25 protein-coding genes and 1 tRNA gene are annotated in these 24992 nt (G+C 67.8%); 15 read left to right on the forward strand and 11 right to left on the reverse strand.

Going from position 1 to position 24992, the window contains the following annotated elements:
- Nucleotides 1–64: 64 nt before the first annotated feature.
- The 4 genes from OB895_RS17545 to OB895_RS17560 all read left to right on the forward strand — a co-directional run bounded on the left by OB895_RS17545 (nt 65) and on the right by OB895_RS17560 (nt 4678).
- The gene (locus OB895_RS17545; protein ID WP_079113220.1) at nt 65–1864 is read left to right on the forward strand and encodes a Na+/H+ antiporter; all 1800 of its coding nucleotides are present in this window, start codon (nt 65–67) and stop codon (nt 1862–1864) included.
- Between the two features lie 91 nt (nt 1865–1955).
- The gene (locus tag OB895_RS17550) at nt 1956–2876 is read left to right on the forward strand and encodes a MetQ/NlpA family ABC transporter substrate-binding protein (RefSeq protein ID WP_042537421.1); all 921 of its coding nucleotides are present in this window, start codon (nt 1956–1958) and stop codon (nt 2874–2876) included.
- Nucleotides 2877–2975: 99 nt separating this feature from the next.
- Complete coding sequence (locus OB895_RS17555) at nt 2976–4019, forward strand: methionine ABC transporter ATP-binding protein (protein ID WP_042537423.1); 1044 nt, start codon at nt 2976–2978, stop codon at nt 4017–4019.
- Complete coding sequence (locus tag OB895_RS17560; protein WP_042537425.1) at nt 4019–4678, forward strand: methionine ABC transporter permease; 660 nt, start codon at nt 4019–4021, stop codon at nt 4676–4678. Before OB895_RS17555 ends, OB895_RS17560 begins: the two co-directional genes overlap by 1 nt.
- Here OB895_RS17560 and OB895_RS17565 read toward each other — a convergent pair.
- Nucleotides 4665–5588: a pseudouridine synthase gene (locus OB895_RS17565; RefSeq protein ID WP_197065946.1), complete on the reverse strand. Its 924-nt coding sequence runs from the start codon at nt 5586–5588 to the stop codon at nt 4665–4667. The genes OB895_RS17560 and OB895_RS17565 overlap by 14 nt on opposite strands.
- Before the next feature lie 18 nt (nt 5589–5606).
- Entirely contained in the window at nt 5607–6101 is a 495-nt protein-coding gene (locus OB895_RS17570; RefSeq protein WP_042537429.1) for a MarR family winged helix-turn-helix transcriptional regulator, read from the reverse strand.
- Between the two features lie 71 nt (nt 6102–6172).
- Between OB895_RS17570 and OB895_RS17575 the strand changes: the two genes are divergently transcribed.
- From OB895_RS17575 to OB895_RS17600, 6 genes are all read left to right on the forward strand, one after another.
- A tRNA-Gln gene (locus OB895_RS17575) sits at nt 6173–6244 on the forward strand.
- Nucleotide 6245: 1 nt separating this feature from the next.
- A complete protein-coding gene (gene glmU / locus OB895_RS17580) occupies nt 6246–7676 on the forward strand; it encodes a bifunctional UDP-N-acetylglucosamine diphosphorylase/glucosamine-1-phosphate N-acetyltransferase GlmU (protein ID WP_079113219.1) in 1431 nt (476 codons plus the stop codon).
- 8 nt (nt 7677–7684) lie between these two features.
- Nucleotides 7685–8719: a ribose-phosphate diphosphokinase gene (locus tag OB895_RS17585; protein WP_042537432.1), complete on the forward strand. Its 1035-nt coding sequence runs from the start codon at nt 7685–7687 to the stop codon at nt 8717–8719.
- An 86-nt stretch (nt 8720–8805) separates the two neighbouring features.
- Nucleotides 8806–9276: an FMN-binding protein gene (locus tag OB895_RS17590; protein WP_042537434.1), complete on the forward strand. Its 471-nt coding sequence runs from the start codon at nt 8806–8808 to the stop codon at nt 9274–9276.
- Nucleotides 9277–9292: 16 nt separating this feature from the next.
- Nucleotides 9293–10150, forward strand: a complete 858-nt coding sequence (locus tag OB895_RS17595; RefSeq protein ID WP_042537436.1) for an FAD:protein FMN transferase — start codon at nt 9293–9295, stop codon at nt 10148–10150.
- A 27-nt stretch (nt 10151–10177) separates the two neighbouring features.
- Nucleotides 10178–11752, forward strand: a complete 1575-nt coding sequence (locus OB895_RS17600; protein WP_079113218.1) for an FAD-dependent oxidoreductase — start codon at nt 10178–10180, stop codon at nt 11750–11752.
- A 115-nt stretch (nt 11753–11867) separates the two neighbouring features.
- Here the strand turns inward: OB895_RS17600 and OB895_RS17605 are convergent, their stop codons facing one another.
- Both OB895_RS17605 and OB895_RS17610 read right to left on the reverse strand, forming a co-directional pair.
- Nucleotides 11868–13340: a sensor histidine kinase gene (locus tag OB895_RS17605; RefSeq protein ID WP_376708821.1), complete on the reverse strand. Its 1473-nt coding sequence runs from the start codon at nt 13338–13340 to the stop codon at nt 11868–11870.
- A gap of 26 nt (nt 13341–13366) precedes the next feature.
- Nucleotides 13367–14095 carry a response regulator transcription factor gene (locus OB895_RS17610; protein ID WP_311878459.1) on the reverse strand — a complete coding sequence of 243 codons (729 nt, stop codon included), beginning with the start codon at nt 14093–14095 and terminating at the stop codon, nt 13367–13369.
- Between the two features lie 164 nt (nt 14096–14259).
- Here OB895_RS17610 and OB895_RS17615 point away from each other — a divergent pair, with 164 nt between their 5' ends.
- A complete protein-coding gene (locus OB895_RS17615; RefSeq protein WP_311878461.1) occupies nt 14260–15723 on the forward strand; it encodes an ABC transporter permease in 1464 nt (487 codons plus the stop codon).
- Between the two features lie 36 nt (nt 15724–15759).
- Complete coding sequence (locus tag OB895_RS17620; protein ID WP_079113215.1) at nt 15760–16485, forward strand: ABC transporter ATP-binding protein; 726 nt, start codon at nt 15760–15762, stop codon at nt 16483–16485.
- Between the two features lie 58 nt (nt 16486–16543).
- Here OB895_RS17620 and gnd read toward each other — a convergent pair whose 3' ends face one another.
- Complete coding sequence (gene gnd, locus OB895_RS17625; RefSeq protein WP_056373413.1) at nt 16544–17992, reverse strand: NADP-dependent phosphogluconate dehydrogenase; 1449 nt, start codon at nt 17990–17992, stop codon at nt 16544–16546.
- A 97-nt stretch (nt 17993–18089) separates the two neighbouring features.
- A complete protein-coding gene (locus OB895_RS17630; protein ID WP_256381367.1) occupies nt 18090–18215 on the reverse strand; it encodes a hypothetical protein in 126 nt (41 codons plus the stop codon).
- 222 nt (nt 18216–18437) lie between these two features.
- On the opposite strand from OB895_RS17630, the gene OB895_RS17635 reads away from it, so the two are divergent.
- A complete protein-coding gene (locus OB895_RS17635) occupies nt 18438–19046 on the forward strand; it encodes a 50S ribosomal protein L25/general stress protein Ctc (protein ID WP_311878465.1) in 609 nt (202 codons plus the stop codon).
- Nucleotides 19047–19165: 119 nt separating this feature from the next.
- Nucleotides 19166–19747, forward strand: a complete 582-nt coding sequence (gene pth, locus OB895_RS17640; RefSeq protein ID WP_042540313.1) for an aminoacyl-tRNA hydrolase — start codon at nt 19166–19168, stop codon at nt 19745–19747.
- Nucleotides 19748–19779: 32 nt separating this feature from the next.
- Here pth and OB895_RS17645 read toward each other — a convergent pair whose 3' ends face one another.
- Entirely contained in the window at nt 19780–20610 is an 831-nt protein-coding gene (locus tag OB895_RS17645; protein WP_311878466.1) for a hypothetical protein, read from the reverse strand.
- 24 nt (nt 20611–20634) lie between these two features.
- Nucleotides 20635–21639 carry a tryptophan--tRNA ligase gene (trpS, locus tag OB895_RS17650; RefSeq protein WP_079113214.1) on the reverse strand — a complete coding sequence of 335 codons (1005 nt, stop codon included), beginning with the start codon at nt 21637–21639 and terminating at the stop codon, nt 20635–20637.
- Between the two features lie 57 nt (nt 21640–21696).
- On the opposite strand from trpS, the gene OB895_RS17655 reads away from it, so the two are divergent.
- Nucleotides 21697–22029 (forward strand): hypothetical protein, encoded by a 333-nt coding sequence (locus OB895_RS17655; protein ID WP_042540332.1) that lies wholly within the window; start codon nt 21697–21699, stop codon nt 22027–22029.
- 60 nt (nt 22030–22089) lie between these two features.
- Here the strand turns inward: OB895_RS17655 and OB895_RS17660 are convergent, their stop codons facing one another.
- The 3 genes from OB895_RS17660 to OB895_RS17670 form a co-directional block, all read right to left on the reverse strand.
- Nucleotides 22090–22932, reverse strand: a complete 843-nt coding sequence (locus OB895_RS17660) for an exodeoxyribonuclease III (protein WP_194285948.1) — start codon at nt 22930–22932, stop codon at nt 22090–22092.
- A 10-nt stretch (nt 22933–22942) separates the two neighbouring features.
- Complete coding sequence (locus tag OB895_RS17665) at nt 22943–24148, reverse strand: YihY/virulence factor BrkB family protein (protein WP_042540319.1); 1206 nt, start codon at nt 24146–24148, stop codon at nt 22943–22945.
- Nucleotides 24149–24224: 76 nt separating this feature from the next.
- The gene (locus OB895_RS17670; RefSeq protein ID WP_042540321.1) at nt 24225–24992 is read right to left on the reverse strand and encodes a succinate dehydrogenase iron-sulfur subunit; all 768 of its coding nucleotides are present in this window, start codon (nt 24990–24992) and stop codon (nt 24225–24227) included.

Genomic DNA, 24992 nt, shown 5'->3' on the forward strand with positions numbered 1-24992 from the left:
CTGGGCGGGGTTCGATGCCATCTGGGATCGCACAGCTTGATCCTGCGGTACCCGGGAGGTTCAGATGGAAGGACTCGAGGTCACCGTCCTGATCGGACTCACGATCCTCGTTGGCACGATGCTGGCGCCGCGTGTGCGGCTCGCACTGCCGCTCGTGCTCGTCATCCTGGGCCTGCTGCTCGGCTTCGTGCCGCAGCTGCGCGAGATCCAGCTGCCGCCCGAGACCGTGCTGCTGCTGTTCCTCCCGGTGATGCTGTTCTGGGAGAGCCTGACCACCTCGCTGCGGTCGATCCGCCGCGACTTCCGCTACATCCTGCCGATGAGCACGCTGCTCGTCGTGGCATCCGCCTTCGCCGTCGCCGGCATCGGACTGCTGTTCGGGATGCCGTGGGAGACCGCCCTGATTCTCGGCGCTGCCGTCGCCCCACCGGATGCCACGGCCGTCGCCGCCCTCGGACGCCTGCTGCCGACGCGCATGTTCATGAAGCTCAAGGCGGAGAGCCTGACGAACGACGGCACCGCCCTGGTGCTCTACGCGATCGCCATCTCGCTGGCCCTCGGCGGCAACGTGACGCCGCTGTCGGTGACCATGTCGGTGCTCACCTCGTACATCGGAGGCATCGCCGCCGGTGTCGTGGTCGCCGCGCTCGGATACCTGCTGCTGCGTCGCACCTCCTCGACGATCGTCATCAACGTCACACTTCTGCTGATCCCGTTCTCGGCGTTCCTGCTGGCCGAGATCGTGCACGCGTCCGGCGTCCTCGCCGTCGTGGTCGCCGGCCTGATCGTCGCCTATGTGTCGCCTCGGGTGACGACCGCCTCGTCTCGACGTCAGGTCGCGGCGGCCTGGCCCTTCGGGGTCTTCCTGCTCAACGGCGCGCTCTTCGTCCTGATCGGGCTCGAGGTGCAGTTCGTCGCGCACGAGATCTCGGCCGCGGCGATCGGCCGTCTGGTGCTGATCACGCTGGCCGTGTGGATGACGCTGCTCGTCGTGCGCTATCTCTTCCAGGTGATGAACGCCCCGTTCCAGCGACGCAACCCCGCGCGCCCGTCGCGCGGTGCGCGGGCGCGTTCGATGGCGGTGTCGACCGTCGCAGGCATGCGAGGTGCGGTCTCGCTCGCGATCGCGCTGTCCGTGCCTGCCGCCAGTGCGACCGAAGGCGAGATCGCGGGGCGTGACGAGATCGTCTTCGTCACCGCCGGGGTGATCCTGCTCAGCCTGCTCGTGCAGGGGCCGCTCCTTCCGGCCATCGTGCGCTGGGCCCGATTCCCGGTCGACCACGCCGAAGACGAGGAGTACGAGCTGGCCGAGCGCACCATCTCGGGCGCGGCACTCGCAGCCCTCGATGACCTCGCCGTCGAGCACGGCGTCGGACAGGAGATCCGCGACAAGGTGCGGGCCGAGGGCTATCAGATGCTCGAGTTCTCGAACGCGCGCGCCCTGGCCCGCGAACAGGCCATCGTCGACGCCGAGGCGCAGGCGCTCGATGTGATGCTCGACGAGCCGGATCCCCTCGGCCGCGGCTCGATACCCGAGACGGGGGACTCAGGAGCGGATGCTGCGCCGACGACGGTGCGGATGCCCGATGCAACGCGCATCGCCGACGATGACGACGGCACAGAGGGCGAGGTGAGGACCCTGCAGATGCTCGCGACGTCGGTCGACGTCGACGTCATGCAGCGCTCGCCGCTGCTGCGCCATGAGGAGCACACGCGTCTCAAGCTCGCCCTCCTCGACCGCAAGCGGGAGGTGCTGCTCGGACTGCGCAGGGACGGCACCGTGGACGACCTCGTCGTGCGTCGCATCTCGGCGCGACTCGACCTGGAGCAGGTCAGGCTGCAGGGCATCGAGGACTACGACTGAGAGCTGTGACGCTCTGTGACGCTCGATTGTCGCGCACTGCGTCGCCCTGCCTAACGTATTCGAGTCCCCCAAGAGAGGAACCCGAACACTCATGTCCATCACAGCATCCCGTCGGACCACATCCGTCATCGCCGCGCTCGCCGCGGTCCCGCTCTTCGTCGCACTCGCAGGCTGCGCCACCGCATCATCCGACGCCGGCGCAGGCGGCGGTGACTCCGAGAACGAGACCGTCAAGATCGGGGTCGTCGGCAAGGGAGACGCGCAGTGGGCTCCTTTCGTCGAGGCAGCCGCTGACGAGGGCATCACGGTCGAGCTCGTCGACTTCGGCTCGTACGAGCAGCCGAACCCCGCACTGACCGAGGGAGAGATCGACCTCAACCAGTTCCAGCACATCGTGTACCTGGCCGAGTACAACAGCGCCTCGGGCTCCGACCTGACGCCGATCGGCTCGACCGCGATCTACCCGCTGGGCCTGTACTCGAAGAAGTACGACGACGTCGACAGCATCCCCGAGGGCGAGACCGTCGCCGTTCCGGATGATGCCTCGAACCAGGCGCGCGCACTCCTCGTGCTGCAGTCGGCCGGTCTCATCGAGCTCAAGAGCGGCGGAACGATCTTCTCCGACCTCGCCGATGTCGACACCGACAAGTCCAAGGTGAAGGTCACCGCCCTCGAGGCCGCCCTGATCCCGACGTCGCTGCCGGATGTCGCCGCGGCAATCATCAACAACGACTTCGTGGAGGACTCCGGCCTGACCTTCGACGACGCGATCGCGCAGGACGACCCGGAGGACCCGAACGCGCTGCCGTACGTGAACATCTTCGCGTCGCGCGCCGAGGACGCCGACAACGAGACGTACCTCAAGCTCGTCGAGATCTTCCAGACGAACGAAGACGTGCAGGCAGGTCTGATCGAGTCCTCGGGTGACACTGCGGTGCCGCTGCAGACCCCCGCCAAGGATCTCGTCGCCTCGCTGAAGAAGGTCCAGGAGGACACCGAGGCCAAGAAGTAGGACGACCGGGTGCAGAACACCCCCGTCCGATGAGGGAGAATCGGGTGGCGCTTCGTGCGTCACCCGATTCTTCGTTCCCGAAGCAGACCGGAGCACCACATGCCGATCGTCACCCTGACGAACGTCTCGAAGACCTACCCCTCCCGCACCCGTGAAGACGCCGAGGTCGTGGCCGTCGACGACGTCACCCTCTCGATCGAGAAGGGCGATGTCTTCGGCATCATCGGATACTCCGGTGCGGGCAAGTCGACTCTTGTGCGGCTGATCAACGCCCTCGAACCGGCGACCAGCGGCACCATCACGGTCGACGACGTGGACATCACCTCTCTCCGGGAGAGCGAGCTGCGCAAGGTCCGCGGGGGGATCGGCATGATCTTCCAGCAGTTCAACCTGTTCGCCTCGCGCAGCGTCAAGGCGAACATCGCATACCCGCTCAAGCTCGCCGGCTGGTCGAAGGCCGACATCGAGACGCGGGTCTCCGAGCTCCTCACCTTCGTCGGCCTCGCCGACAAGGCCAAGGCGTATCCCGAGCAGCTCTCCGGCGGTCAGAAGCAGCGCGTCGGCATCGCCCGCGCCCTGGCCACGGGCCCCGCCATCCTGCTCGCCGACGAGGCCACCAGCGCCCTCGACCCGCAGACCACGCACGAGGTGCTGGATCTGCTCAAACGGGTCAATCGGGAGCAGGGCGTCACGATCGTCGTGATCACACACGAGATGGACGTCATCCAGACGATCGCCACCAAGGTCGCGGTCATGGAGAACGGTCGCGTGATCGAGCAGGGCGATGTCTTCGACGTCTTCTCCGCTCCGCAGAACCCCGCGTCGCAGCGCTTCGTCGGCACGGTCGTGAAGGGCATCCCCTCGCCGTCCGAGCTCGGTGTGCTGCGCGAGCGCCACCGAGGCCGCCTCGTCACGTTCTCGTTCCGCGACGGCGACTCGTCGCAGGCGCAGGTGTTCCTCGACCTCGCCGGGGCGGGGCTCGACTTCGAGCTCGTGTACGGCGGGATCAACGACATCCGCGGGCGGGCCTTCGGCCACCTCACGCTCGCGATCCGCGGCGAGAGCGCCGTGATCGACCGCACCCTCGGGGAGATCTCGCAGCGCGTCGAAGTCACCGAGATCGCCGGAGAGGAGGCGCGCTGATGGACCGTCTGAACGAACTGTGGCCCGAATTCTGGAAGGCCGCGCTCGAGACCCTCTACATGACGTCGTTCGCGCTCGTGCTCGGCGGCATCCTCGGTCTCGCGATCGGTGTCATCCTCTACGTCACCCGCCCCGGCGGGCTCGCCCAGAACCGACCTGTCTCCGTGGTCGCGAACCTCGCGGTGAACTTCTTCCGCCCGATCCCGTTCGTGATCTTCATGGCGGTCGCGCAGCCGTTCGCCCGCGTCGTCGTCGGCACCGGGATCGGCACCACTGCCGGAGCGTTCATCATCGGTCTCGCCGCGGCCTTCGCGATCGGCCGCATCGTCGAGCAGCACCTCGTCTCGGTCTCGCCCGGGGTCATCGAGGCCGCCCGCGCGATGGGCGCCGGCCCCTGGCGCATCCTGTTCACCGTGGCGATCCCCGAATCCCTCGGACCGCTCATCCTCGGTTACACATTCATCGTCGTCGCGCTCATCGACATGACGGCGATGGCCGGTCTCATCGGCGGCGGCGGTCTCGGAGCGTTCGCGCAGATCTACGGCTTCCGTCAGTTCGAGCCGCTCGTGATGTGGGCGGCGATCGTTCTGATCGTGGTGTTCGTGCACCTCGTGCAGATGCTCGGCACGCGGCTAGCGCGCAAGATCATGCGCCGCTGACCGGAGCCTCCTGCAGCGTGCGCGTCGTGGAGAACACCCTCGGCGCGCCGCTCAGCGGATCGATGAAGTGCAGTTCGCGCGCGAGCAGCTGCATGGGGTGATCGAAGTCATCCGGCCGCTCGCCGCGCAGCTCGGGATAGAACGGGTCATTCAGGATGCCGAGGCCGAGAGCGGCGAGGTGCACCCGCAGCTGATGCATCTTGCCGCTGTGCGGGCGAAGCAGCGTGTGCACGACGCGCTCGTCGGCACCGAGCACCTCGATCAGCGTCTCGGCGTTGGGCTCGCGTTCGTCGTCGACCTGGACCTTCAGCTCGTTGCGCAGCTTCACGATGTGATTGCGGTAGACGAGGGGGAATCGCGCCGCCTCCCAGTCGGCCGGACGGGCGGAGACCGCCTCATAGACCTTCTGCACCTGTCGGGTCTCGAACAGCAGCTGGTACGGGCCTCTCGTGGCCGGACGCGCCGAGAACATCAGCACCCCGGCGGTCGCCCGATCGAGTCGGTGGATCGGTGCGAGCTCGTCGTTGCCGAGCAGGTTGCGGAGGCGGATCAGCGCGGAGTTCTGCAGGAACTTCCCGCCGGGGATCGTCGGGAGGAAGTGCGGCTTGTCGATGACCACCAGGTCGTCGTCCTGATGGATGACCTCGATCTCGACCGGCAGGCGCGTCTCGACGGGAGGATCGCGGTAGTACCAGATGAACTCCTCGACGCCCAGCGGCGTGTCCCGCGCCAGGGGAGTGCCGTCGCGGGCCACGATCTCGCCGCGGTCGAAGCGGCTGAGCAGACCTTCGGGGTCGAGGTGGAAGAAGCGGTCGATCATGTAGGCGCCCACCGTCGGCCAGTCGCCGCTCATCGGAACGTGCAGGCGCGTGGCGCCGACGCCGTCGCGCACGGGAAGAGGGGAGAGCATCGCCATGTCGTCAGTTCCTCACGCGTCGAAACTGAGGCTCAGCTTGCGCAGCAGCGCAGCCAGGCGATCGCGGTCACCGCGCGACAGGGCCCGCAGCAGGTCGTCCTCGACGTCGACCAGACGCGTGATCGCGGCATCCACCCGGATCCGCCCATCATCCGTGAGCGTCACGAGCACGCTGCGGCCGTCAGCAGGGTCGCCCTCGCGCCGCACGAAACGACGCCCGACGAGACGATCGATGCGATTGGTCATGGTGCCGCTCGACACCAGCGTCTGCTGGAGGAGCTGCTTGGGGGAGAGCTGGAAGGGCGCCCCGGCGCGGCGCAGCGCCGACAGCACGTCCCACTCCCAGGCCTCCAGATCGCTCCGGCGGAACACGTCGCGACGAGCGCGGTCGAGCAGCCGGGTCAGGCGATCCATCCGCGACAGCACCTCGAGGGGTGAGAAGTCGAGGTCGGGTCGTTGGGTGTTCCAGGCGCCGACGATCCGATCAACCTCATCCGCCTCAGTCATCCGTCCATTATCGCCGGTAGCACGCAGGCGGACGTGGCAGACTTGACCCGCGGCTCCCTCGGGAGCAGCGGTCCGCCGTGGTGTAATGGCAGCACGACAGCCTTTGGAGCTGTTAGGTCTAGGTTCGAGTCCTGGCGGCGGAGCATGACTGGGAACAATCTCGCGATCATCATCCTCGCCGCAGGCCAGGGAACCCGCATGCGCTCGCGCCTGCCGAAGGTGCTGCACCCGATCGGCGGGCGCCCACTGGTGGGGCACGTCCTGACGACGGCCGGTCGCCTCGAGGCCGACCACGTCGAGGTCGTCGTGCGGCACGAGCGCGACCAGGTGGTCGCCGCCCTCGCCGAGGACTACCCGGATGCCGTCTTCATCGACCAGGACGAGGTTCCCGGCACGGGCCGAGCGGTGCAGGTCGCGGTCGATGCGCTCCCCGCGGACTTCGACGGCGACGTCCTCGTACTCTCTGGAGACTGCCCGCTCGCGGATGCCGACACGCTGCGCTCGTTCCTCGATGCGCACCGCGAGGCGGACGCCGAAGCGACACTCATGACCGCCGTCGTCGACGACCCGACCGGCTACGGCCGCGTCATCCGCGACGCAGACGGCGGTGTCGACCGAGTGGTCGAGCAGAAGGACGCCACGGCAGAAGAGGCCTCCGTCAGCGAGATCAACGCGGGCATGTACGTGTTCCGGGTCGCGACGCTGCGCAAGTACCTGCCGTCCGTCGGCGTGGACAACGCACAGGGCGAGATGTACCTGACCGACGTTCCGGGGCTGCTCCGCCGCGACGGCAGCCGTGTGGCGGCATCCGTCGTCTCCGACGTCACGGTCACCTACGGCGTCAACGATCGCGCTCAGCTCGCCGAGGTCGGTCGTCTGCTCAACCGCCGGATCGTGCGGCGCTGGCAGCTCGAGGGCGTCACCGTGATCGACCCGGCGACGACCTGGATCGACGACGACGCCACCCTGGCGCCCGACGTCACGATCCTCCCGAACACCCATATCCTGCGCGCCACGACGATCGCCGAAGGTGCCATCATCGGCCCCGACACGACCCTCGTCGACTGCGAGGTCGGTGAAGACGCGATCGTCCGCCGCACCGATGCCACGCTCGCGGTCATCGGCGCCGAGGCCACCGTCGGCCCCTTCTCGTTCCTGCGCCCCGGCACCGTCCTCGGGGCCCGCGGCAAGATCGGCGCTTACGTCGAGACGAAGAACGCCGAGATCGGCGAAGGCAGCAAGGTCCCGCACCTGTCGTACGTCGGCGATGCGACCATCGGTCGAGGCGTCAACCTCGGCGCCAGCACGATCACGGCGAACTACGACGACGTGAACAAGCACCGAACGATCGTCGAAGACGAGGTGCACACCGGGTCGCACACGACCCTCGTCGCGCCCGTTAGGCTGGGAGCCGGCGCCAAGACAGGTGCCGGCGCTGTCGTCCGCAAGGATGTCCCTGCCGGCTCCCTTGCCATGAGCGTCGCCCCTCAGCGCAACATCGAGGGTTGGGTCGAGAAGAACAGGGCAGGCACGGGCGCGGCAGACGCCGCAGCCCGATCCCGAGTGGCGGAGTAGGCAGAACGATGGCGCGCAAGAAGAAGACGGTCGATCTGGACAGGGACAACGGCATCGCTCCGGGTCTCGTAGCCAAGACCAAGAAGCGACTCGTGGTCGCCGGTGGTCGATCGCACCCCGCGCTGACCGCAGCGGTGGCCGCATCGCTCGGAACAGAGGTCGTGCCGACCGAGCACCGCACCTTCGCATCCGGTGAGATCTACGCCCGGTTCGAGGTGTCGATCCGAGGCTGCGACCTGTTCCTGATCCAGACCTTCGGCGAGCCGGTCAACGAGTGGCTCATGGAGACGCTCATCATGATCGACGCCGCGAAGCGCGCCTCCGCCAAGCGCATCACGGTCGTCGCCCCCTACTACCCGTACTCGCGTCAGGACAAGAAGGGCCGCGGCCGTGAGCCGATCAGTGCCCGCCTCGTCGCCGATCTGCTGAAGACGGCCGGTGCAGACCGCGTCATGAGCGTCGACCTGCACGCCGCCCAGATCCAGGGATTCTTCGACGGCCCCGTCGACCACCTCTTCGCCAAGCCCGTGCTCATGGAGTACTTCAAGAGCACGCTGAGCGCCGAGGACCGAAAGATCCTCACCGTCGTCTCGCCCGACATGGGGCGCGTCCGCGTCGCAGACACCTGGTCGGACAGCCTCGGGGCACCGCTCGCCATCATCCACAAGCGTCGCGACCCGAAGGTCGCCAACCAGGTCTCCGTGCACGAGATCGTCGGCACCGTCGAGGGGCGCACCTGCCTCCTCGTCGACGACATGATCGACACCGGCGGCACGATCGTGAAGGCGGCGCAGGCGCTGAAGGCGAGCGGTGCGCATCGCGTGATCGTCGCCGCGACGCACGCGATCTTCAGCGACCCGGCATCCGAGCGTCTGCAGGACGCGTCGATCGACGAGGTCGTGATCACCGACACGATCCCCCTGACCGAGTCGCGCCAGTGGGACAAGCTCACGATCCTCCCGATCGCCCCGCTGCTCGCCCGCGCGATCCACGAGGTCTTCGAAGACGGATCCGTCACGAGCATGTTCGGCGGCGACGCTTAGGCGACCCATACTTCGGACACAGCCCGCGCATAGATGCTGTCCCTACGGTCGAATCACACACAGCGATCAAGGCCGGGAGGACCATCATGATCCGCACGACTGTACCGACTTCTGTTCGCAAGGGCGCAGCCCTGGCCGGCGTCGCAGGACTGCTCGTCCTCGCGGGGTGCTCCGGCACGGCTGACGCCGAAGACCAGTCGACCGACACCGGAACCGACACGAGCACCGAATCGACCGATTCCGGAGCAGCGGCCGGCGGCGACTACACCGACGGCACCTACACCGCCGACGGCTCGTACCAGACCCCCGAGACGGTCGAGACGATCAGCGTGACCCTCACGGTCGCCGACGGTCTGGTCACGGATGTCGAGGTGACCGGCGACCCGCAGGCCCGCGAGAGCGAGCAGTACCAGGGCGAGTTCATCGGCGGCATCGCGGATGAGGTCGTGGGCAAGTCCCTCGACGACATCGAGGTCAGCCGTGTGGCGGGCTCGTCGCTCACCAGCGGCGGGTTCAACGAGGCCGTCGAGTCGATCAAGGAGCAGGCCGCCGCCTGAGGCGCCTGACCACGGCATGACGATCTGGCGTTTCGACGCGATCGGGACACTCTGGGAGATCGAGACGTCGCACGGGCTCGGCGCGGACGACCGTGAACGCGTCGGGGCCGAGATCGAGCGATTCGACCGGGAGTGGTCGCGGTTCCGAGAGGACTCATCGGTCACCCGTGTCGGCCGAGACGGCGGCTCGATCTCGTCTCCCGATGCGGGCGCGATGCTCGATGCCTACCGCGACCTGTCGAGGGCGAGCTCCGGGGCGGTGAACCCGCTCGTCGCGGAGAGCTTGGATGCCCTCGGCTACGACGCGTCGTACTCGCTCGTCGCGAGCTCCCCGATCGCCGCCCCGGCAGACTGGACCGATCGGGTGCGCTGGACGGCGGGGGAGGCCACGGCATCCGCGCCGGCTCTTCTCGACGTCGGGGCACTCGGCAAAGGGCGTCTGGTCGATCTCGTGGCCGGGGTGCTCGCCGACGTGCCCGGTGACCTCGTGGTCGATGCCGGAGGTGACATGAGAGTCCGCGGAGACGTGGTGCGGGTCGGACTCGAGCATCCGTACGATCCGACGAAGGCGATCGGCGTGATCGAACTGCAGGATGCCGCGCTCTGTGCCTCGGCGATCAATCGCCGGGCGTGGGGTGATGGACTCCACCACGTGCTCGACGCTCGCACCGGGGTGCCGGTCCGCACCTGGGCGGCCACGTGGGCGATCGCCCCTGAGGCGATGCGAGCGGATGCCGTCGCGACCGCCCTGTTCTTCGACGGCGGCCCCGAGCTCGCCGCATCGTGGGGCGTCGAGTGGGTGCGCATGACGACCGACGGACGCGCCGAGCGTTCGCCGGGCTGCCCCGCACAGCTGTTCACCACCCGCCGATGAGGCATCGAAGTAGGGAAGAGTAGACCTGTGATCACTTCCATCACCGCGCTGCGGCAGCGGGTTCTCGCCTTGCTCGGCGGCATCTCCATGTACCGTCTGGTGCTGTTCGCCCTGCTCGCGCTGGGGCTCATCGCCGTGGTGCTGTCGGCTCTCGGCGTGATCGTCTCGCCGACACCGCTCGAGATCATCGCGTCCTTCGTCGTGCTTGCGCTGGTCATATCGCTGGTGGATGCGGCGGCCCAGCGCATCCTGCGGCTGCCGTGGCGCATCGAGTCTTCGCTGGTGACGGCACTGATCCTGCTCTTCGTGCTCCGCCCCGGCATCGAGCCGAACGCCCTGCTCGGGCTGGCCATCGCCGGAGTCGTGGCGAGCCTGTCGAAGTATCTGATCGTGTGGCGGGGTCGGCACGTCCTCAATCCCGCCGCCTTCGGTGCGGCCGTCGTGTCGATCCTCGGATCCTTCGGTGCCTTCGAGTGGCTCGGGACGTCCTCGTCGTGGTGGGTCGGCACACCGTCGCTCTTCGTCCCCGTCCTGATTCTCGGACTCGTCGTCCTCTGGCGCACCGAGAAGGTGCGCGTCGTCGTCGTCTTCCTCATCGTCGCGATCGCTGTCGCGATGCTGCGGCAGGCCGTGCAAGCTCAGGAGTTCTCGATCGCCTTCGATCCCGGTGCCGCTCTCTCGTTCGCGATCTTGCAGTCCCCGTTCCTGTTCCTCGGAGCGTTCATGCTCTCCGAGCCCCTGACTCTGCCGCCGCGCCGGTGGCAGCAGTTCTCGGTGGCGGTTCTCGTCGGAGCACTCGCCGGGTGGCCGATCGCGATCGGCGGCCTCTTCACCCTCGGGCAGGAGCGGGCGCTGCTCATCGGGAACCTGCTCGCGTTCGCCTTCGCGCTGCGAGGGTCGGTGCGGCTCGTGCTCGAGAAGCGGCAGTTCATCACGCCGACCGCTCAGGAGCTGACGTTCCGCGCACAGGGAAAGCTGAGATTCCTTTCGGGGCAGTACCTCGAACTGGATGTGCCGCACGCCCGACCGGATGCCCGCGGAACCCGCCGTGAGTTCAGCATCGTCTCGGCGCCGGCAGACCTCCCGACGCTCCGCATCGCCTATAAGGACGGCGATCAGAAGCATCCGTCGAGCTACAAGCGCGCACTGGCTGCAGCGGAACCGGGCTCAGCTCTCGCCGTGACAGGCACGTGGGGCGACTTCCTCCTCCCGCGTTCGGAGACGCCCGTCCTGATGGTCGCCGCAGGCATCGGCGTGACGCCGTTCGTGTCGCAGCTGCGGCAACTCCAGCTCACGGAGCAGCAGCGTGACATCGTGCTGGTCTATGTGGCCTCGGACAGCTCGGAGCTGGCCTTCCGAGACGAGCTGGCCGCGACCGGCGCGCGCGTCATCGTCTTCACGCGCGATGAGCCTGCGAACCTTCCGACGCACTGGACCTGGGCGCAGGGCGCGCGCCTCGACGCCGCAGGCCTCGAGCGTCACGTTCCCGACATCGGCGAGCGGCACTCGTACATCTCGGGTCCTCCGCGGCTCATCGCCGACCTCGCTCCCGCGCTGCAGAAGGCCCGCTCCCTCACGACAGACGCCTTCGCCGGGTACTGAGCCGGGGTTCCGCTCGGCGTGCGTCTACTCCGAGGCATGTCCTGCGGGGTCAAAAACGCACCGGGATCGCCTGTTTCCGATGTTCTTTTGACCCCGCAGCCTTGGGGACGGGACGTCAGCCGGTGGATGGGGTGGCCGGGCTCAGGGGGAGTCGCACCGTGAACGTCGTGTCGCCGGGTTGGCTGGCGACGGTGAGGTGGCCGCCGTGGCCCTCGACGATCGCTTTCGCGATGGCCAGCCCGAGGCCGGTGCCGCCGGTCTGACGAGCGCGGGAGCTGTCGCCACGCGCGAACCGGGCGAAGAGCTCATCTCGCACGCCGGGGTCGATACCGGGCCCGTCGTCGTGCACCCGCAACACGGCCTCATCACCTTCGCGACTCACGCTGAGCGTGATCGAGGTGCCCGCGGGGGTGTGCGTCCGCGCGTTGGCGAGAAGGTTCGCGACGACCTGATGCATCCGTCCGGCGTCGCCGACGATGACGATGGGCTCATCAGGAGCCTCGATGTTCCAGTGATGGTCTGCCGCAGTCGGGCGTGCGTCGGAGAGGCCCTCGAGCGCGAGCTGGGTCAGGTCGACGGTGCCGTAGACCAGCTCCCGTCCCTCGTCGAGACGGGCGAGCAGCAGCAGGTCCTCGACGAGGCGCGTCATGCGCAGCGACTGAGCCTGAATGCGCTCGAGCGACGTGGTGGTGCTCTCGACGGCGGCCTCGCCGCCCTGTTGCTTCAACGCGCGCAGCGAGAGCTCGGAGTATCCGCGGATCGACGACAGCGGAGTGCGCAGCTCGTGGCTCGCGTCGGCGACGAAGCGTCGCATCCGCTCCTCGTTCTTCTGACGCGAGGCGAGGGAGTCGTTGACGTGGTCGAGAAGTTTGTTCAGAGACGAGCCGACCAGGCCGGTCTCCGTGCGCGGATCGGCCTCCGATGCGGGAACGCGCTCGGTGATCTGCACTTCACCTCGGTCCAGGGGCTGATTCGCCACCCGGGTTGCCGTCGCCGCGACCGCACGCAATGGTCTCAGCCCCACGCGGATGGTGATCGCCGTGGTGAGCGCCAACAGGATGAGGCCTCCGATCGTCGCCAGGGCGATCACTGTGAGCAGCGTCGTCAGCTGATTCTGGATCTCGGTCCGGGGGAGTCCGGTGACGACGTTGACGCCGTTGGGCGCCTGCTTCGCGAAGACCATGTACGAGCCGAAGTCGTCGATGGTGACTGTCGCACTGGGCTGGCCGCCGAGTGCCGCGTCGATACGATCGAGATCTGCGCTGGTCAGCTTCTGCGGAACGCCGCCCCATTCGTCTTTGGTGTCGGGGAAGAGCACTCCGCTGGTTCCGCCCTCCGTGCTGGACACCGCCAGCAGGAGTCCTGGGACGCGGGCGTCGTTGATCTCGAGGATGTTGTCCATGTTCGCGAACTGCGCGGGCACCCGGCTGACCCACTGTGTCACCGTATTCGAGTAACTGTGCAGGCGATCCTCGAGCTGTCTCTCCAGTGTGCTGCCGAGCAGAGCGCTGGTGATCACGGCGACGATCACGAGGATGAGCGAGACGAACCCGATCACGGCTGTCATCAGCCGTGTCTGCAGACTCATCGGTCGCCGAGCCATCCCCGTCAGGCTCACTGGGGTGCCTTGATCATGTAGCCGACACCTCGCACCGTGTGCAGCAGCGGGGTGCGCCCGGCGTCGATCTTCTTGCGAAGGTACGAGATGTACAGCTCGACGACCGACGACTTGCCGCCGAAGTCGTAGCTCCACACCCGGTCGAGGATCTGGGCCTTCGACAGCACTCGTCGCTCGTTGCGCATCAGATAGCGGAGCAGCTCGAACTCGGTCGCGGTCAGCTCGATCTCGGTGCCGTCGCGGAGGACCTCGTGGCTGTCCTCGTTGAGGGTGAGGTCGGCGACGCGGAGGATCGACTGGCCATCGTCGGCCGTCGCGTGTCCGGTGCGGCGGATGATCGCGCGCAGTCGGGCGATCACCTCTTCCAGGCTGAACGGCTTCGTGACGTAGTCGTCACCACCGGCGGTGAGGCCGGCGACCCGGTCGCCGACGGCATCCTTCGCAGTGAGGAAGAGCACCGGCACGAGGCTGCCGGATTCGCGAAGGCGCCGCAGCACGGCCATGCCGTCGAGGTCGGGCATCATGATGTCGAGCACGAGCGCGTCGGGTTCGAATTCGCGCGCGGCCTGCAGCGCCTCCAGGCCGGATGATGCGGTGCGCACCTCCCAGCCCTCCATCCGCAGGGCCATCGCGAGGAGATCGGTGAGCATCTGCTCGTCGTCGACGGCGAGGATGCGCAGGGGGGAGCCGTCGGGGCGGCGCAGTTCGGGGAGATCGGAGCTCATGAGTACATTCTGCGGAATCACCTATGGGGTTTCTATGGAGAGCGCTATGCGTGGGCTGTGAGATCCGCCGACCATAGTCTTCTCATCACTCCTCCCTCGATCTCGCAAAAGTCCGCTCCCTAGCGTCATCATCGGCCCGCGAACGGCGCGGCGGAAGGAGACACATGTACGGGACATATCTGCGGCGCGAGTTGGCAGGCCGCAAGAGACAGACGATGATCGTCGCGATCGGGCTCGCCATCGCAATCGCCCTGGTCATCGTCGTCAACGCCCTCACCGCGGGAGTGCGCGATGCGCAGGCCCAGGCACTGGAGTCGGTCTACGGCGTCGGAACCGACCTCACGGTCACCGGGGCCGCGGCTGAGCCGGGGGAGGGCGGTGGTCAGCGCTTCGACTTCGGATCGGAGGACGGAGCCACCGAAGGCGACACGACGACGTTGAGTCAGTCGACCCTGATGACGGACTTCATGCGCGGAACTCTCGACGCGACCGTGCTCGACACGGTGACGGCGACGGACGGCGTGACGGCGGCATCCGCTGCGCTCAGCCTCACGAACTCGACCTTCTCGGGTGAGCTGCCCAGCGGCGGCTTCGGAGCGCAGGACGGAACCGCTGAAGGCACCGCTCCCACCGAGGGCGACGCACCGCCCCAGGGCGGCGCCGGTGGCGGCTCCTTCGGCGTCGAGTCGTTCACGGTGCTCGGCATCGATCCGGCCGTGACGTCGGTGGGTCCGCTCGCCTCGGTCGAGATCAGCGACGGCCGCGCTCTCGACAGCGATGATGCGGGTGCGCTCGTCGCACTCGTCGACGCCACCTACGCGAGCACGAACGAGATCGCCGTCGGTGACACGATCGACGTCGCCGGTTCCGATGTCGAGATCGTCGGCATCGTGGCATCCACCTCCGACTCCGCCGACACCGCGGCCAATGTCTACCTGCCCCTCGACACGGCCCAGGAGCTCTCGGGCGCCGGAGACGTCGTCTCGACCGTCTACGTGCAGGCCGAGTCGGCGGCGTCCATCGACGCTGTGCAGACGGCACTCGCCGACGAGCTTCCCGATGCCACCATCACGTCGCAGTCCGAGCTCGCATCGACCGTCTCAGGGTCGCTGTCGAGCGCGACCTCGCTGATCACGAACCTCGGCACCTGGCTGTCGATCATCCTGCTCGCGGTCGCCGTGCTGCTCTCGGTGCTGCTGACGCTGTCGGGCGTCTCACGTCGCACGAGAGAGTTCGGCACCCTCAAAGCGATCGGCTGGTCCAACGGCCGTGTCGTGCGCCAGGTCGCGGGCGAGTCGATGGTGCAGGGACTCATCGGCGGCGCTGTAGGTCTGGTGCTCGGCATCACCGGGATCATCGTCATCAACCTCGTGAAGCCGACGGTCGCCGCTGCTGCCGCGGGCACTGCCGAAGGCGGCCCCGGGGGAACGGGTGGCAGACCCACCGGAGGTGGCGGCATGTTCCAGACGCAACAGGCGGCCGACATCGTGTTGCAGGCCCCCTTCACCCCCTGGGTGCTGGTCGCGGCCGTCGGTCTCGCCGTGCTCGGTGGCCTCGTGGCCGGAGCGTTCGGCGGATGGCGGGCGGCACGACTGAGCCCTGCCGAGGCACTGCGTTCCGTCGCCTGACGGTTCACGAGACATCACAGACAGAGGAGAGACATCATGACCATCGCAGACATCGCCCCCACGGCGAACGGGACGGATGCCGCGGCGCCGATATACCGCGCGCAGGGCGTCACTCGCACCTACCGGCAGAAGGCAAGGACGGTGAAGGCGCTGACCGGTGTCGATCTCACCATCGACCCCGGCGAGTTCGTCACGATCCAGGGGCCCACTGGAGGAGGCAAATCGACGCTGCTGCAGCTGCTGGGAGCGCTCGACAAGCCGTCTTCGGGGTCGCTGAAGCTGGGCGACATCGAGCTCGCCTCCGCATCCGCTCGTGAGCTCACTCGCATCCGGGCCCAGGAGATCGGCTTCGTCTTCCAGGGGTTCAACCTCATCCCGACCCTCACGGCTGCCGAGAACGTGAACATGGCGCTCGAGCCGACCTCGCTCAGTCGCGCCGAGCGATCAGCGCGCGTGGCGCAGGCGCTCGCTCACGTCGGCCTCGACGACCGTGGCGACCACCTGCCGACCGAGCTCTCGGGCGGTCAGCAGCAGCGCGTGGCGATCGCCAGGGCGATCGTGAAGCGGCCTCGGGTGCTGCTGGCCGATGAACCGACCGGCAACCTCGACGAGAGCATGCGAGACGAGATCCTCACGCTGCTCGAGGGGCTGTGCGCCGAGGGGATCACCATGATCGTCGTCACGCACGACTCGGCGGTGGCTCGTCGAGCGACGAGGCGGCTGCGGCTCGCGAAGGGGACGGTGCAGGACATCACCAGGTGAGACAAGACGAAGGCCCCGGCGACACTCGCCGGGGCCTTCGTCATGCGTCAGAGAGCGCTCAGTGCGTGTCTTCGGCTTCGATCTCGGTGCGGTCGCCCGACCACTGCGTGTGGAACGTGCCCGGCTTGTCGATGCGCTTGTAGGTGTGCGCACCGAAGAAGTCGCGCTGTCCCTGCACGAGGGCGGCCGGGAGGCGGTCGGCGCGGATGCCGTCGTAGTACGACAGCGACGACGAGAACGCCGGAGCGGGGATGCCGGCCTGAGCCGCCGCGATCACGACGCGACGCCACGGCGCCTGCGCGCGGGTGATCGCCTCGGTGAAGTAGGGAGCCGTCAGCAGCACGGGCAGGCCGGGCTCTGCGGCGTAGGCGTCGGCGATGCGGTTGAGGAACTGCGCACGGATGATGCAGCCGCCGCGCCAGATCTTGCTGATCGCGCCGAGGTCGATGTTCCAGCCGTACTCTGCCGCGCCCGCGCGGATCTCGTCGAAGCCCTGCGAGTAGGCGACGATCTTCGAGGCGTAGAGCGCGAGACGCACGTCCTCGATGAACGCGGCCTCGTCGGCGACGGTGAACGCGTCGTCAGGGCCGGGAAGAGAGCCTGCGACCTCGCGCTGCTCGGGGTGCGAGGACAGCGATCGGGCGAAGGTGGCCTCGGCGATACCCGACACCGGCACGCCGAGCGAGAGGGCGGTCTGCACGGTCCATGCACCGGTGCCCTTGGCCCCGGCCTGGTCGAGGATCACGTCGACGAGCGGCTTGCCGGTCTCGGCATCCACCTGGCGCAGCACCTCTGCGGTGATCTCGATCAGGTACGACTCGAGCTCGCCCTTGTTCCACTCGGCGAAGATCTCGGCGATCTCGGCGGGGGACTTGCCCGTGCCGCGACGGATGAGGTCGTAGGCCTCGGCGATCAGCTGCATGTCGGCGTACTCGATGCCGTTGTGCACCATCTTGACGAAGTGGCCCGCGCCGTCGTGGCCGACGTGCGTGACGCACGGCTCGCCCTCGGCGATCGCGGCGATCGACTTGAGGATCGGGCCGAGGGTGATCCAGGACTCGTCCGAGCCGCCGGGCATGATCGACGGGCCCGTGAGCGCGCCCTCTTCGCCGCCCGAGATGCCGGCGCCGACGAAGTTGATGCCCGTCTCGCGGACGGCCTTCTCGCGGCGGATCGTGTCGGGGAAGTACGCGTTGCCGCCGTCGACGATGATGTCGCCCGGCTCGAAGACCTCGACGAGCGAGTCGATCACGGCGTCGGTCGGGCCGCCGGCCTTGACCATGATGATCGCCGTGCGCGGCTTCTGCAGCGAGTCGGCGAACTCCTGGTACGTCTTGGCCGGGATGAAGCCGGCCTCAGGGTGCTCGGAGACGAGCGTCTCGGTCTTCTCGTAGCTCCGGTTGAAGATCGCCACCGTGTTGCCCTCGCGGCTGGCGAGGTTGCGGGCGAGGTTCGAACCCATGACGGCGAGTCCGACGACTCCGATGTTCGCTGATGCTTCGGGCACAGATGGCTCCTAGATCGAGAAGAAGGGGATGCTCCCAGATTATCGCGGCGTCCGGGGTGGTGTTCCCGTGTGACGGGTGGTGTCGGACGCGAAGAGGTCAGTCCTTGCGGTACCCCGAGCGCCCGAGCGAGAACAGAGCCGCGAAGGTGAAGCCTGCGGCGCACACGGTCATCGCGCCGATGAGCCAGGCGATCGCGTGGGAGAAGAAGACGCCGTCGAGCATGTGGGAACTCCATGTTCTGCAGAGAGGGGATCGGTGTTCTCAGCCTATCGGCTCATCCGGTACCATGAGAGGAGTACCTCGGCGAGGGATGCTTCTGCGCGTGCGCTGGCATCCGTTATCGACGCGGCGAAGCAAGCCGGTGGCTTTCCTCACGTGTCTGCGTTCGAGAACAATTCCAAGACCACCGCGTAGCTGTCGCTGCGTGCCCCGAAGGAGAACCCCATGTCTGAAGACACCAAGGTCAAGGCCGAGCTCCGCGAGAGCTTCGGCAAGGGCTTCGCCCGTCGTCTGCGCGCCGCAGGCAAGATCCCCGCCGTCATCTACGGTCACGGCACCGACCCCGTGCACGTCGCACTGCCCGGCCACCAGGTCTCGCTGATCATCCGCCGCGCGAACGCGCTGCTCGAGCTCGACATCGACGGCAAGGACCAGCTCGCCCTCGTCAAGGATGTCCAGCGCGACCCGGTGCACCAGATCATCGAGCACATCGACCTGCTGGTCGTTCGCAAGGGCGAGAAGGTCACGATCGACGTTCCCGTCATCGTCACCGGAGAGCCGGCTCCCGGCACGATCGTCAACCAGGACGCGAACACGATCTCGATCGAGGCCGAGGCCACGCACCTGCCGCAGAACGTCGAGGTCTCGGTCGAGGGTCTCGAAGAGGGCGCGCACATCACCGCCGCCGACGTCATGCTCCCCAAGGGCTCGACGCTGCTGACCGACCCCGAGGTGCTCGTCGTCGCGATCGCGATCCCGGCCGAGGAGTCGCTCGGTGAGGACGAGGCCGGAGCCGACGAGGCTTCCGCCGAGGAGGCTCCCGCCGCGGAGTGATCTCCGCAGGCGCAGCGCACAGCTGACTGCATCACAGAGGGGGCGCGAGCAGATCGCGCCCCCTCTGTCGTATCCTGACCCGGGCACCGCGAAGGGCCCGCATGCGAGAGGACGATCACATGGCATCCACCTGGCTCGTGGTGGGGCTCGGCAACCCCGGCCCGCGATACGAGGCCACGCGCCACAACATCGGCCAGATGGTCGTCGACGAGCTCGCCTCGCGCCGTGGCGAGAGCTTTCGCGAGCACAAGGGCGGGGCGCGTGTCGTCGAGACCTGGGTGCGTCCGGGCGGTGACAAGCTCGTGCTCGCCAAGCCCAACACGTTCATGAACGTCTCCGGCACTCCGGTGGCGGCTCTCGCTCGCTTCTACTCGGTGCCGCCGGAGCAGGTCATCGTCGTCCACGACGAACTCGACATCCCCTTCGACACCGTCAAGCTCAAGATCGGCGGAGGCCACGGCGGACACAACGGGGTGCGCGACATCGCCCGCGCCCTCACCACGCCGGAGTTCCCGCGGGTGCGCGTCGGCATCGGTCGCCCGGTGGGCCGACAGGACCCCGCCGATTGGGTGCTCTCGCCGTTCAGCAAAGACGAGCGCGCGAATCTGCCGATTCTCGTGTCAGACGGGGCGGACGCGGTCGAGCTGCTCGTCGAGGAGGGCCTGCTCTCCGCGCAGCAGAAGCACCACGCGCCACGCTGATCCGAACGAGGTGCGGTCGTCGCACCGCTTCGTTACGGCAGGAAGCCGGTCGCGGTGCCGGTCGACAGGGTGACCAGCAGGACGACCCAGAAGATGATCGGGCCGAGCACCGCGACGACGAGTGCAGTGATGCCCGCGCCGCGCGCCTGCTTCTTGCGAATCGCGATGATGCCGATGACGATGGCGGCGATGCCGAGGATCGTCCCGGTCCAGAACGAGATCTCCGCCCACAGCACCTGGTCACGCGCGGGCGAGAGGACCGACAGGAAGTCGGGATCGGTCGTGTCGAGACCGCCCGGGAGACGACGACCGATATCGAAGCCTGCGACTCCGGCGACGATCGGCGTGACGACAGCGGCCACGATCGCCAGGATCAGCGCCAGGATGCCCATCAGCCCGGACTTCTTCTCCCCGGTGATCGGCGCCTGATACGCGCCTGCGGGCGCCGTGTAGCCACCGACCGGAACCTGGTAGGCGCCGGGAGGAGCCGCCGGGTAGGTCGGTGCGCCGGGCTGCTGACCCGCGGGATGCGGGTACACGGGGGCGCCCGTCGGTGCCGGGTATGCGGGTGCGGGCAGACCGGCGGAGAACGGCTGGGTCGGGGCGGCGGGAGCGGGGAAGGCCTGTTCGCTGTGTGCGGCGGGAGCCGCGGGGGGTGCGCCCTGGTAGACGGGAGGCGCGCCCTGGTGCGCGGGCGGAGCCGGAGGCGTCGAGTACGAAGGCGGTGCGGGCGGCGCCGGCGTCGAGATCTGCGGCGCCGGTGACGAGACGGGCGATGCGAACTGCGGCTGCTCCTCGTCCGACCGGGGCACGGGAGGCACAGGGGGGACGGCACCGGACGGGGGCTGCTGCGGATCAGTCACGCCCCCATCCTATGGCTGTCGAGGTCAGACGCGACGAAGCAGTCCGACCCGGTCGTAGACCGCTCCGAGGGTCGCGTCGGCGACGGCATCCGCGCGCGCGGCGTTCTGCGCGAGGATCCGATCGAGCTCGGCCGGGTCATCGAGAAGTTCGAGTGCACGAGCACGCACGGGTTCGAACTCGTTCACGACCACTTCGGCGAGCCCCTTCTTGAAGTCGCCGTAGCCGCGGCCCGCATACTCGTCTTCGATCGAGGGAACCTGTCGTCCTGAGAGCGCCGCGTAGATGGTCAGCAGATTCGATACGCCGGGCTTGCTCTCGCGATCGAAGCGGACCGAGCCTTCGTTGTCGGTCACCGCGCGCATGATCTTCTTCGCCGACTTCGCCGGGTCGTCGAGCATCCACAGCACGCCTGCGTCGCTCTCTGCCGACTTCGACATCTTCGACGTCGGGTTCTGGAGGTCGTAGATGCGCGCCGTGTCCTTCTGGATCACGGGTCGCGGCACGACGAACGTCTCTCCGAACCGCGAATTGAAGCGCTCGGCCAGGTCTCGCGTGAGCTCGACGTGCTGCTTCTGGTCATCGCCGACAGGCACGACGTCGGTCTGGTAGAGCAGGATGTCGGCGGCCATCAGCACCGGGTAGGTGAACAGGCCGACGCTCGTCGCGTCGGCGCCGTAGCGCGCGGACTTGTCTTTGAACTGGGTCATGCGGCCGGCTTCACCGAAACCCGTGATCGTCGAGAGGATCCAGGCGAGCTCCGCGTGCGCGCGGACGTGCGACTGCACATACAGCGTCGACAGCGAGGGCTCGATGCCCGCGGCGATGTACTGGGCGGCGGTCCGGCGGGTCTTCTCACGCAGCTCCGCGGGGTCCTGTGCGACCGTGAGCGCGTGCAGGTCGACCACCGAGAAATACGCGTCGTACGAGCTCTGCAGGTCCCGCCACTGCAGGAGCGCTCCGATGTAGTTGCCGATCTGCAGAGAGTCGGCGGAGGGCTGCATTCCTGAGTAGAGGCGAGGTTTCGTCACGGTATCAATCCTATGGGGGTGGTGGTGGTCCGCGAGCCGGCGGGGGAGACTCGCTCCATGACGACTGCTCCGGATGCCGCCGGCGCCGACGAGGAACGCGGCGATGGCGTCTCTCGCATCATCGGAGTCGTGCTCACGGTGCTGTTCGGCGCACCGTTCGTCCTGCTCGCGTGGGTGGCGCTGAGCAGCCGGTTCGGATGGACGAGAGGCGACCCGCATGGCTATGGGATCATCTTCGGCACGTTCCTCGCGCTCATCGCCGGCATCCTCGTCGCGATCGCGGTGCCGCTCGTGTTCCCTCGCGCACTCCGGGGCACGGCCTACCTGTGGAGCATGCTCGGATACCTCGCGGTCGCGGCCGCACTGGTCGTCGCTCTTGTCACGGCCTGATCGCACCCAGATCCAGACCGAGACCGCGACCCGGACAGCAGGCAGTCGGTGCGCGAGAGGTCAGTAGCTGTAGTCGACCACGACCGGAGCGTGGTCGCTCCAGCGCTGGTCGTACGCGGCTGCGCGGACGACGTGATAGGCCGTGACCCGCTCGGCGAGCGCGGGAGTCGCGAGGTGGTAGTCGATGCGCCACCCCGAATCGTTGTCGAATGCCTGACCGCGCATCGACCACCACGTGTACGGCCCGTCGACCTCACCGTGGAACACGCGCCCGACGTCGACCCAGCCGAGACCGGTGCCGGTCGAGCCGTCTGCGGACTCGACCGTCTCGCCCGCCGCTCCGAGGAACCGGTCGAAGTACGCGCGCTCGCGGGGGAGGAAACCGGCCTTCTTGCGGTTGCCCCGCCAGTTCTTGATGTCGAGTTCGCGATGGCCGACGTTCAGGTCACCGGTCACGAGAGCGAGCGCGCCGTCATCATCGCCGAGGTCCGCGAGACGCACACCGAACGCATCGAGGAACTTCCACTTCTCCTCCTGCTTCGGAGTGTCGGCCTCGCCGCTGTGCACGTAGGCGCTGACCACCGTGAGCGGGCGGTCTCCGATGAGGAAATCAGCTTCGATCCAGCGTCCCTTCGAATCGAAGTCGTCGTCGCCGAACTCGGTGCGGGAGGCGATGGCCGGCACGCGGCTCGCGATCGCCACGCCGGCGCGTCCCTTGGCCGTGGCCTCGTCGTGCACGAACGTCCATCCGGGAAGCGCGGCCTCGAGGTGCTCGTCCTGCCCGCGGACCTCCTGCAGCGTCAGGATGTCGACGTCGGCCGCATCGAGCCAGCTGCTCATACCGTTGCGAGCCGCCGCTCGGATTCCGTTGACATTGACCGAGGCGATACGCAGATGAGGCATGCTCACCAGCCTAACGAGGGCCGCCGACATCCTTGGACGGACGCTGCAGATCGGCCAGCAGACGCTGGGCGAAGGCGGAGCTCGCATCGACGGGCGGGGGAGCGGAGGCCTCCAGGTCGGCGAGCTCCTGCTCCGTCGCATGCACGGCCCTGGCGGCGGCCCAGGCGCGGTACCACGGAGCCGTCTCGCGAGCCTCGTGCGCCTCGCGCACGCGGATGCGGGCTGCTGCCACCAGGGTCTGGTGTTCAGCCGCCCGCCGCTCCGCGTCGGACTGAGCCAGCAGCGGCAGGTCACGATCCTTCGCCGCGACGGCGATCCACGAGGAGGCGACCAGCATCACCACGCCGTTCACCCTGAACCACAGCAGCAGACCGATGAAGATCGCGAACGTGGCGAGCAGCGGATTCGTCGGCGTGTAGCTCAGCAGGAATCCCGCGCCGAACTGGAGGATCGTCATCGCCCCGCCGCCGAGGAGCGCGCCCGGCCAGATCGTGCTCCAGTGCAGGGATGTGCCGGTGAGGAAGCGCACCATCGCCGCGAGTGCGCCCGACAGCAGCGCGAAGGACACGAGCACGGTGCCGATCCGGATGCTGGTGAGGCCGTCGAGGGCGGATCCCCATCCCAGCAGGCTCAGGATCCAGCTCATCGCGACCGCGCTGGCGGAGCTGAGCAGTGAACCGGCGATCAGCGACGCTCCGAAGATCAGCGCGGCGAGCAGATCCCTCGCCTTCAGGATGACGTAGCTGCGACGGTCGGGCGGCAGGCCGAAGATGTCGCGCGTCGCGCGTCGCGAGAACGTCACCCAGCCGATGGCCGTCCAGATCACGGTTCCGAGCGCGATCAGACCGGTGATGCTGAGCAGCCCGGTCGTGCTCGCAGCGATCTCCTGCACCTGCTGCGGGGTGAACACCCCGCCCTCGTCCTGGATCAGGTTGGGGATGTAGCTGTTGATGATGTCGATCATGCCGTCGACCGCTTCGGTGCTGCCTCCGAGCCAGAGACCGGCGATGGCGAAGGCGAGATAGATCGCCGCGAAGATCGCGAACAGCGCCTGGTAGCTCACGCCCGCTGCGAGGAGGAACCCGTTGTGCTGCAGGAAGTGACGCCACACGCGCACGGGGAACAGCCCGAGCGTGCGCTGGGTCAGTGCGGTGGCCCGTTCGACGGCCGCGTCGAGGCGGCGGGGCTCGCTCTCGGCGCCAGCAGGATCAGACACATCCTCACCCTATCCACACAGAGAGAACGGGCGGACTCCGTGAAGGAGCCCGCCCGTCGTCGTCAGCGCGCGAGAGTCAGGGACGACCGCGAAGCACTGCCTGCTTGACCTCGGCGATGGCCTTGGTGACCTCGATGCCGCGGGGGCAGGCCTCGGAGCAGTTGAAGGTCGTGCGGCAGCGCCAGACGCCTTCCTTGTCGTTGAGGATGTCGAGACGGACCGCAGCGTTGTCGTCGCGGGAGTCGAAGATGAAGCGGTGCGCGTTCACGATCGCCGCGGGTCCGAAGTACTGACCGTCGGTCCAGAAGACGGGGCACGACGAGGTGCACGCGGCGCAGAGGATGCACTTGGTCGTGTCGTCGAAGATCTCGCGATCCGCGATCGACTGGACCCGCTCCTTGCCCTTCTCCGGCACGGAGTTCGCGACGAGGAACGGCTGCACCTCGCGGTACGACGCGAAGAACGGCTCCATGTCGACGACGAGGTCCTTCTCGAGCGGCAGGCCCTTGATCGCCTCGACGTAGATCGGCTTCGAGATGTCGAGGTCCTTGATCAGCGTCTTGCACGCCAGGCGGTTGCGACCGTTGATGCGCATCGCGTCAGAGCCGCAGATGCCGTGGGCGCACGAGCGGCGGAACGTGAGCGAGCCGTCGACCTCCCACTTGATCTTGTGCAGGGCGTCGAGGACGCGGTCGGTCGAGTACAGCTCCACGTCGTAGTCGACCCAGTGCGGCTCGGAGTCGATCTCGGGGTCGAATCGACGGATGTTGAACGTGACGATGAACGACTGGATGCCCGTGTCCTGCGTCGTGTCTGCGGGAGCTTCGGCGATGGCGTTCGACAT

Origin of the sequence: Microbacterium forte (assembly GCF_031885415.1) — a bacterium.
GTDB classification, from domain to species: domain Bacteria; phylum Actinomycetota; class Actinomycetes; order Actinomycetales; family Microbacteriaceae; genus Microbacterium; species Microbacterium forte.

Coding starts and splice junctions, on each gene's coding strand:
- OB895_RS17655 (WP_042540332.1), top strand. CDS start 21,697: ATGACGACTGCTCCGGATGCCGCCGGCGCCGACGAGGAACGCGGCGAT.
- OB895_RS17670 (WP_042540321.1), bottom strand. CDS start 24,992: ATGTCGAACGCCATCGCCGAAGCTCCCGCAGACACGACGCAGGACACG.
- OB895_RS17635 (WP_311878465.1), top strand. CDS start 18,438: ATGTCTGAAGACACCAAGGTCAAGGCCGAGCTCCGCGAGAGCTTCGGC.
- OB895_RS17565 (WP_197065946.1), bottom strand. CDS start 5,588: ATGCTCTCCCCTCTTCCCGTGCGCGACGGCGTCGGCGCCACGCGCCTG.
- OB895_RS17570 (WP_042537429.1), bottom strand. CDS start 6,101: ATGACTGAGGCGGATGAGGTTGATCGGATCGTCGGCGCCTGGAACACC.
- OB895_RS17590 (WP_042537434.1), top strand. CDS start 8,806: ATGATCCGCACGACTGTACCGACTTCTGTTCGCAAGGGCGCAGCCCTG.
- OB895_RS17555 (WP_042537423.1), top strand. CDS start 2,976: ATGCCGATCGTCACCCTGACGAACGTCTCGAAGACCTACCCCTCCCGC.
- glmU (WP_079113219.1), top strand. CDS start 6,246: ATGACTGGGAACAATCTCGCGATCATCATCCTCGCCGCAGGCCAGGGA.
- OB895_RS17545 (WP_079113220.1), top strand. CDS start 65: ATGGAAGGACTCGAGGTCACCGTCCTGATCGGACTCACGATCCTCGTT.
- OB895_RS17595 (WP_042537436.1), top strand. CDS start 9,293: ATGACGATCTGGCGTTTCGACGCGATCGGGACACTCTGGGAGATCGAG.
- OB895_RS17610 (WP_311878459.1), bottom strand. CDS start 14,095: ATGAGCTCCGATCTCCCCGAACTGCGCCGCCCCGACGGCTCCCCCCTG.
- OB895_RS17605 (WP_376708821.1), bottom strand. CDS start 13,340: ATGAGTCTGCAGACACGGCTGATGACAGCCGTGATCGGGTTCGTCTCG.
- OB895_RS17660 (WP_194285948.1), bottom strand. CDS start 22,932: ATGCCTCATCTGCGTATCGCCTCGGTCAATGTCAACGGAATCCGAGCG.
- OB895_RS17615 (WP_311878461.1), top strand. CDS start 14,260: ATGTACGGGACATATCTGCGGCGCGAGTTGGCAGGCCGCAAGAGACAG.
- OB895_RS17620 (WP_079113215.1), top strand. CDS start 15,760: ATGACCATCGCAGACATCGCCCCCACGGCGAACGGGACGGATGCCGCG.
- OB895_RS17585 (WP_042537432.1), top strand. CDS start 7,685: ATGGCGCGCAAGAAGAAGACGGTCGATCTGGACAGGGACAACGGCATC.
- OB895_RS17550 (WP_042537421.1), top strand. CDS start 1,956: ATGTCCATCACAGCATCCCGTCGGACCACATCCGTCATCGCCGCGCTC.
- OB895_RS17560 (WP_042537425.1), top strand. CDS start 4,019: ATGGACCGTCTGAACGAACTGTGGCCCGAATTCTGGAAGGCCGCGCTC.
- pth (WP_042540313.1), top strand. CDS start 19,166: ATGGCATCCACCTGGCTCGTGGTGGGGCTCGGCAACCCCGGCCCGCGA.
- OB895_RS17630 (WP_256381367.1), bottom strand. CDS start 18,215: ATGCTCGACGGCGTCTTCTTCTCCCACGCGATCGCCTGGCTCATCGGC.